This is a genomic window from uncultured Butyricimonas sp. (assembly GCF_959596855.1).
Classification (GTDB): domain Bacteria; phylum Bacteroidota; class Bacteroidia; order Bacteroidales; family Marinifilaceae; genus Butyricimonas; species Butyricimonas muris.
Genome location: NZ_CAUFYA010000084.1, coordinates 1 through 7,640, shown reverse-complemented (window position 1 = coordinate 7,640; position 7,640 = coordinate 1). Strand labels below are relative to the sequence as shown.

Annotated in this window: 8 protein-coding genes and 1 pseudogene; 2 read left to right on the top strand and 7 right to left on the bottom strand. The window is 42.0% G+C overall.

From position 1 onward, the window contains the following. The 5 genes from Q5866_RS20580 to Q5866_RS20560 all read right to left on the bottom strand — a co-directional run. Positions 1-464, bottom strand: a 464-nt coding sequence (locus Q5866_RS20580; RefSeq protein WP_303182231.1) for an efflux RND transporter permease subunit, incomplete at its 3' end; no start/stop codon positions are given. Between the two features lie 83 nt (positions 465-547). Next, positions 548-1,615: an efflux RND transporter periplasmic adaptor subunit gene (locus Q5866_RS20575; RefSeq protein WP_292269180.1), complete on the bottom strand. Its 1,068-nt coding sequence runs from the start codon at positions 1,613-1,615 to the stop codon at positions 548-550. A 15-nt stretch (positions 1,616-1,630) separates the two neighbouring features. Then, a complete protein-coding gene (locus tag Q5866_RS20570; protein ID WP_099292645.1) occupies positions 1,631-2,656 on the bottom strand; it encodes a BF3164 family lipoprotein in 1,026 nt (341 codons plus the stop codon). Between the two features lie 58 nt (positions 2,657-2,714). Beyond that, positions 2,715-2,981, bottom strand: a complete 267-nt coding sequence (locus tag Q5866_RS20565; RefSeq protein WP_099292644.1) for an NVEALA domain-containing protein — start codon at positions 2,979-2,981, stop codon at positions 2,715-2,717. Positions 2,982-3,050: 69 nt separating this feature from the next. Further along, entirely contained in the window at positions 3,051-3,314 is a 264-nt protein-coding gene (locus Q5866_RS20560) for a hypothetical protein (protein ID WP_099292643.1), read from the bottom strand. A gap of 572 nt (positions 3,315-3,886) precedes the next feature. Here Q5866_RS20560 and Q5866_RS20555 point away from each other — a divergent pair. Further along, the gene (locus Q5866_RS20555; protein WP_099292642.1) at positions 3,887-4,528 is read left to right on the top strand and encodes a DUF6266 family protein; all 642 of its coding nucleotides are present in this window, start codon (positions 3,887-3,889) and stop codon (positions 4,526-4,528) included. Positions 4,529-4,540: 12 nt separating this feature from the next. Then, complete coding sequence (locus Q5866_RS20550; protein ID WP_292269186.1) at positions 4,541-5,167, top strand: hypothetical protein; 627 nt, start codon at positions 4,541-4,543, stop codon at positions 5,165-5,167. A 21-nt stretch (positions 5,168-5,188) separates the two neighbouring features. On the opposite strand, the gene Q5866_RS20545 is transcribed toward Q5866_RS20550, so the two are convergent. After that, positions 5,189-7,309 (bottom strand): hypothetical protein, encoded by a 2,121-nt coding sequence (locus tag Q5866_RS20545; protein ID WP_292269189.1) that lies wholly within the window; start codon positions 7,307-7,309, stop codon positions 5,189-5,191. After that, positions 7,306-7,640, bottom strand: a pseudogene (locus tag Q5866_RS20540) (hypothetical protein); the annotation flags it as partial. The pseudogene Q5866_RS20540 and the gene Q5866_RS20545, both read right to left, overlap by 4 nt.

The window sequence follows — 7,640 nt, the reverse complement described above, 5'->3', positions numbered from 1 at the left end:
GCGACTTCCTTCGAGTTACCCGGTCCCGTGAGCACGTAATTCATCAATAAACGCCGTTCCGATTCTGTCGCTTTCCCGTCATGAAATTCTCCGCCGCCGACAGCACTCACTGAAACACCCTCCGGCAGTCCCGGTGCCACCGACCGGATGATAGAGGACACGTATAATTTGACGGCATCTATATTTTCTTTTTCATCGATTGTCAGTTCAATTGTTCCGAACCCGTTACCCGTGGAAGAATGCAGCTCTTTCAGTCCTCGGATACGTGCCAGAGCACCCTCCAGTTTCGTGGTTACCTCCGTTTCCAGCAATTCCGGGTTGGCATTGCTCCACGAGAACGACACGTTCAGCTTGTTCGACCGGGACGACGGTTCCAGTTGCAACGATAGCCTCGGGATTAAGCTGATTCCCAGTAGCATCATTACCACGAACAGGGTATTTATCGAAAAAGCTGACAAACGCATGGATTAATTTTAGATTTAATGATTTTAGATTTTAGATTTTAGATTTCTCCCCGCTTGCCACCGCTTCTTTAAATTTTCAATTTTCAATTTTCAATTGTCACGTTGTTCATGTGCGACAACCCAAGATTATTCTCGTGAATTACCGTGTCTCCGGGTACGATACCTTCTTCCACGCTGACTTCCGAACTGTTCTCGTAACCCGTGGTGACGTATCGCCAGATGGCTTTCCCCTTTTGATAGACGAACACGACTTTCTTCCCTTGGCGGGGCAATACTGCCGACTTCGGGACAATGATTTTATTATCTATCTGCCGTTTCACGAGAATACTCACGTTCATCCCGTCCACGAGCAAAGCTCCCCGGTTCCCGGTAACGGCTTTCACTTTCACCATTCCGTTCTCGTCAATCCGGGGATTCACTTCCGTGATTTCTCCTTTCAGCGTGTGTTCATGATTGGCGTATGGTGTGATTTCCACTTCCATACCCGCTTGGAGGTTGGATATTTCTGTTTCCAGCACGTTGAACACGACTTCCATTTTTGAATCGTCTATCAAGGTGCAGAGCGATTTATATGCTGCCGTCTGGTTATACGGTTTAGCTTCCAAGTCTGCCACGATGCCATCGAAAGGTGCGGTTGTCCTCACGAGTGAATACTCCCGTTGCGCTTTCTTGTAGGCGTTAATGCTGTTTTGATAACCGCTTTGCAGGTATATTGCCTCCATTCTCTTGGGAGGAATCTTCACCGTGTCCTCCAACGACTGCAATCCTTCCGATATCACGGCCAGTTTCAAGTCGAGATTCGCTTTTTCCATGGTAAGGCGTGCGTCTTCCAGCGTCTGTTGTGCCTTGTAATCATCCACGATGGCAAGTACGTCCCCTTTTCTCACTCGGTCGCCATTTTTCACCCTCACCTCTCTGACCATGTCCGCCACCTCGAAATTGACGGTTGCTTTCCGTGTCGCTTCCGCCTTCCCGTTACTGATCAATTCCAGATTAAACGGCGCCACTCGTGCCACTTGCACTTTCACCACGTGGTTTTCCTCCTGCTGTTCCATCTTGGCTAGTTCCTCTTCCTCTGTTTTTTTACTCTTACCATTACAAGCAAGCAAAAGGAGAGAGGCTACGATGGGTAGTATAAACTTGTAATTCATATAACAAACTATACATTATTGTTGATAAGGTAAAGAATAAGTGGTGACAATAGAACTTTCTTTATTAATATCAATGGCATATAAGGTTTTGTTTTGATTGTCCACGTTAATATAAGTTGCATAAGGAATTATATATTCTCGGATAGGTTCTCCCTCCCATGTGAATACGAATATTGAAGATTTTGTTTTTATTTCATCTATTTCTATATTTTCTCTATTATATAAAGCATATATGTATTTCTGGTCACTGCAAATAGCTGAAAAATACTCTTCATTTTCTTGTGATATGGTGACTTTCGTGGGATTAATGAATTCTTTATAGAAAATTGTTTTTAATAATTCTCCTTTATTATTTATTAAATCTATTCGGGGAAAATTGAAATAAGCTGATGCAACGTATTTTTTATCAGAATTGTAAGTGGACATTACTTGTGAAATAGGGAAAGGATTATAGCTTTTAGAAAATTTGATTTTTTGTGGGACATAATGAATAGAAGAATCATTCAAATTTAAAAGAAAGTGTCTACATTCATCATTGTCTTCTGTTCCAAAGAGTAATGTGTCGTTAATGAAAAATATATCTTTTAGGGGAAATCTAATATAATCAAGTAATGATAATGATTCTTCTATATAAGTTTTATCTTCTTTTATACTTAGGTCTATATTAATTTTCACTAATTGTGATACTGCTCGATCTAAAACCCATATCTTTGTTTGATTATTTTGATTTTCAAATTGGGAAAAAAATGCAGGTGCGATAAATTCATTTGAACCTCGTCCTTTTTTGCACAAATTAATACGTTTAATTATAGTATCTTTAGAGTAAATTGAAAAATGGTAGTCTGTTCTATGTGTATTACATATAAAATAGCGGTTAGTAGTTTGTAAACTGATAATACCCAATTCTTTATCAAAATATTGATTTTCATTTCCTTTTAAATGTATAGACGATGGAAAGTCGTTGATAATTATTGTATTATTCGGAAGTGATTGACAACTACTATATATAATAGAAACTAGTAAGTAGATAATCTGTTTCATCTTTATAGAATTAATGGTAATGCATGGCAAAATAATTATCTTGCCATGCTTGTTTTATTTAATGAAAGCATTTAGTGTAATTCCCTTTACCTTTTTCATTTTGGACTTGCGTACAACTTCCACAATCATAATAGGTATATCCAACTTTTACAACAGATGAATAATAACAAATGTTATAACTACTACTGCTTCCTTCACCACTTGCTAAAGCTTCAATGTTTTTCAATGCTAGATTTGTTGCGTGTTTTGATATATTGAAATTTATTCCAATACATACAATTATTGCCGCATTTAAGGTCAGGATTGTAATGATTATTTTTTTCATTATATATTTGATATTTCGTTCTATGTTCTTTTAATAATATTTCATGAAAATGCATGTCATATTATTTTCTTAGAAACATTTACTTTGATTTCCTCTACCTTTTTCGTTGTAAATCTTAGTGCAAGTTCCACAATCGTAATAAGTATAACCTGTTCTTACAACTGATTCAGAGTAACAAACAACAAAACCACCGCTTCCTTCACCTCTTGCTAGAGCTTCGATGTTTTTTGCTAAATACATATTAGCTTGCGTTGAAGTCGTGAAGTTTATACTTATACAAGCTACTAGTACAACACTAAAGATTGTAATTGTCATTAAAATTTTATTCTTCATAATTCATCTTTTTGAATGTATTCTTTTCTTTTTAAAACACTTCTAAATATAGATGACGTACATCTTTTTCCCATAAAACACTATCTTCGCTTCACCTCCTTACTTTTTTTAGGAGAGGGCAGGCGATAGTCGGGGACGGTTTCTCAAGGTAGTTCCTGACGTCGCCTTTACTCTCGGTTCATATTTTTGTTTTCTGTCTGTAACAACGTTTCAAATATATAGCGAAAATTCGGGAAATAGTCAATAACAAGTTAAGAGAATCCTCATAATTTTTCATGGGATGGAGGATTTCTGCCCGGTTTCAGGGATGCTTAAGGTGATTTCCAGAATATAATGGACGTTTTAGATTTATTTTATAGAAATCCTGTTGATATGATTTCCCACTCATTTCCCATTCAAGTCCCACTCGTGCTCTATTTTGATAAAAAATATATAGAAAATTACTTGCATTTAGAAAAAAAATGTTGTATATTTATATACTATTATTTTAACGAGAAAAAGCCGTAACAACCTTGAATAGGGCAAAAATTTTCAAGGAAAACGGCTAAATGTTTAATTAAAAAATTTAAAGAATGGCAATTTTAGATGAATCTATGTTAGTGGGAGCTTCGGGAAAAATCGATGGCTACGTGGTCTACAAGGTAGGCAAAAAGACTTACGCGCGGAAATCGCCGAGAACGATAGCGAATCCCCGCACGGGAGGACAAACGGCGCAACGGTCGAAATTACCGGGTGCGCAGACGATGCACCGGGCTGCACGGGGAAGCGTGCTGGAACAAGTTTACACGATCGTGGCACGAGAGGAAGAAAGACTTTCGGGGTACCATTGGTTTTTACACGCGAATATGAACGTGTTCGGGGCGGACGATTACGTTGACTATCCCCGTTTAATGCTGACGGCGGGTAGTTTGCAATTACCCTTCGGGATGCGGCAGGTGGCGGCTGACGCGGGGCAGCTGGAGGTGGCGTGGCAAGATAACTCGTCGACGGTGACGGCTCAATCGACCGACCGGTTGATGGTGGCTGCCATTTTCGATAGCGAACCCTATCAGCCCGTCGTGTTGGAAAATGTGCGGGGATGCCGCGCCGACGGGAAAGGGTGCGTGTATTTGCCGGAAGGCGAATGGACGGAGGCGCACTTGTATTGTTTCTTCGGGACGGTGGATGGGAAACGCTATTCTCCGTGTATGTATTTTTCTATTCGTAAATCTTAACGGGTGGTAGTTATGGCTATATTTGATCCTACTATATTTCAGGGGCTTTCAGGTTCCGTGGGGAACGTGACGGCGTACAAATTGGGCGACAAACACGTGGCGCGGGGAAAAGCGATCGTGATAAAGGACGCCAAGACCTTGGCACAATTGAAGCAGCGGGAGCGTATGCGGGTGGTCACGGCGCTTCGTCGTGGTTTTATCGTCGTGCTGGAAGCCGGGTATTGCTCGGCTTCACGAAAAGTATGCTCGAATTGTTTCGTGAGGGATAATATCGGGAAAGTCGAGGTGGACGACGAGTTGAACACTACCGTGGATTTGTTGTCGCTGTCCCTCTCGGGCGGAGAACTCGGGATGCCCCGGATCGGGGCGGAAGTGGAGGCGGGCGAGCGGCAAGTCGTGTTCCGCTGGGAAAGCCAGCCGTTAATGCCCCGGATGGAGAAGGACGATCGCCTGTTTGGTGCGGTGTTCGAGCGAGTGTTACGGAGAAGTCGGCTCGTGGAGTTGGGGACGAGGGGAGAGTGTGGCGAGTTGGCATGGATGCTGCCCGAGGAGTGGGATGTGGGGCAACTGGTTGTTTACGGTTTTGCCACCAGCGCTAACGGGAAGAGGGCTTCCGGGACGCTGGGAATACTGGGATAATGTTATAAACAAATCTCCTTGTCAGTAAAGGAGATTTGTTTTTAACGGGATAATGGTATCGTGGTATATGAATAATTGTTTGTTATCGTGATATAGGAACGGGAGTTCCTCTTTGCCTGTCGTGAGATTGCGTAGCCAGTACAGGCGGTCGCTAGGTACGTTGTTGAATAGAAGGTAGTTGTGGCGGGCAATTTTAGTCCCGGCGTTTTTCCATTCGTTGTCCCAGTACAAGAGTTGATAACGGTGACCGATCACGATATGGTTTTCCGCGTTACAGGGAGCTACGCGGATTTTTTTCACTTTCATGGGACGTTTTAATGACATTTCGTTGGTGCTTTCATAAGAAGGATACTGCATACTCGTGTTATATAAAGGACCCCAACGTTGATTGGGATATTTTGCGATATCCGGGTGTAATTTCATGTATGTTTCTTGCCCTTTTTGCTTTCGGGCAACCTCGGGAGAAAAAACGGGTAAGGGAGTGGCTCGTTTTAGAGAATCTTCAGGGGTATATTCGTCCGTGAGAAATTCAATAATGCTCATGTTGCTTCGGGAAAACTCACCCGGGGCGACGTATCGATAGAAACGGAACGGACGGCATATTTCCGGGGTGTATTCCTGGAAATTGAGGATGGGGGCTTCCCGGATGGTGTAAAGCAGTGTCGAGTCTGAAAAATCCTCGCAGTTAGCCCCCTCGAATCGACCGCCTATCATTCGTTTTGCTTGTTCTTTCAAGTAAGGTTTTTCCGGAAATTTACGGAGAAGAACAAGAGTGTCTTTACGGGTTGAATGTTCCGGCACTATTTCCATAATTTGATATGCCCCGGAAAGCGAATCAGCGGGAGCGATGTAAAATGGGGAAGCGAATGACACAAGCGTGTCCCCCCGGAAATAAGAGGGAAAATAAAGCGTGTGGTATACCACATTCTCGAACACGACCTGTTTTCGTGCTTTGTCGATTTTTCCCCATGTCGCGGGAGCTGTACCTGTTGGCGTGTTGTCGAACGTGTAAAGGAATGCCAAGTGATTGGGTGTATCTTTGTCGAAGGGAAGGGACACTCGTGTAACCCGGTAATATTCTCCGGTTACCTCTTTGAGGCAAGGGGTATCAAAATAGTCCGGTAAGTATTCCCCTTCGGCTTTTAACATGTAGGGACTGTTTGTTTGTGCGCCGAACGTGTTTCTGAAAAAACTGGGGGAAGCGCTGGAGTAGGGGCTGAGGGTGTCGAAATTGAAAGCTTTATTATAAAAATTTTGATTTGTCGTGCTGTCAATAAATTTACAGTGGAAATGTCTGTTTGTTTTCTCCCGAAAAGACACGTTGTAGTCCACGACCACGGGGACCCCGTAAGCCCGGAATATGTTGCAAGCGTTGTTTGCCATGTAAATACAATCCCCTTTATATCCAAGGAAAAGATCATATACACCCACGTGTTGCCCTTGATTGATAGCTAATGACGAACGTATAAATTGTGTATAATGATTGTAACGTAAGATGAAACCGTGTATATCTTTCATGGTGGAACGATCCAGCCAGCCTTTGAACATGTCGTTTAGTCTTTTCCCGTTCTCGAAGAACGGGTAGCCAGCGATAGCTCGGTAGGGGAGAATCAATTCTTTGAATTGTTCAAAGGAGAGATAGGAGGCGTAAGGAGAGGTTTGCCATGTTTGGAAAGCATTTTCTATATGTGATACGAGAAAAGCGGAAGATATGTATTTCGGATCGGGAAATGTCCCTTTTTTGATTGTCGGGGTGTCAACGGACATAGCGTGGATTAACTTTTGTGTCGCGAATTGGAAATAGTAATTCCGTTCATTGTAATATTTTGAATATAGCATGGTATCCCGTATGTTATCCGTGGCGTATTTGTATAAGCTGTCTATTCTGGTATGCCATTTATAAATGGAAGAATCCGGGAATATAGCTTGTTCCGTGGAAAGATGCCATTTCATGTTGTCGATCAAGAAACAGGCGGCTTTGTATTTCAGGGAGTCGGCAGGAGCTTCTCGATAGTGGCGTAAGACTTTTTCCAGTTCTCCACGATTGCTCCCGGCGAGGGAGAGGGTTTCTTCCACTCCGGCGGGATAGCGGGTACAGGCAAAGGGGAGGAGGAGGGTCAACAATGGAATGATTTTTATCATGAGGATTTTTTTGTTGATAATGCTTCTGATAATACTTTTTTGTATAATTTCCATAAAGGGAGGTTTCCTATAGGGTTGCCAATTAGAATTACTTTATTTTCCTTGTTTAACAAGAAGGTTTGATAATTTGGGTCTTTAGGGAATAGGTTGAGTTTACCCATTTTATTTTCATAATCATGAAAAATGGGTAATCTGAATTTATTCTTCTTTTTTAGCGTTTCAACGATAGCGTAGTCTTTCGTGTGAACAACAAAAATGAATGCGATACTTGTATTAATAGAATCAATCTCTTTTATGTATTTTCCCCATTCGTGTAATTTCAACCTGCATT

Excerpts from the sequence above, each read along its gene's own strand:
- Q5866_RS20550 (WP_292269186.1), top strand. The coding sequence starts at position 4,541 with ATGGCTATATTTGATCCTACTATATTTCAGGGGCTTTCAGGTTCCGTG.
- Q5866_RS20565 (WP_099292644.1), bottom strand. The coding sequence starts at position 2,981 with ATGAAAAAAATAATCATTACAATCCTGACCTTAAATGCGGCAATAATT.
- Q5866_RS20570 (WP_099292645.1), bottom strand. The coding sequence starts at position 2,656 with ATGAAACAGATTATCTACTTACTAGTTTCTATTATATATAGTAGTTGT.
- Q5866_RS20560 (WP_099292643.1), bottom strand. The coding sequence starts at position 3,314 with ATGAAGAATAAAATTTTAATGACAATTACAATCTTTAGTGTTGTACTA.
- Q5866_RS20545 (WP_292269189.1), bottom strand. The coding sequence starts at position 7,309 with ATGATAAAAATCATTCCATTGTTGACCCTCCTCCTCCCCTTTGCCTGT.
- Q5866_RS20555 (WP_099292642.1), top strand. The coding sequence starts at position 3,887 with ATGGCAATTTTAGATGAATCTATGTTAGTGGGAGCTTCGGGAAAAATC.
- Q5866_RS20575 (WP_292269180.1), bottom strand. The coding sequence starts at position 1,615 with ATGAATTACAAGTTTATACTACCCATCGTAGCCTCTCTCCTTTTGCTT.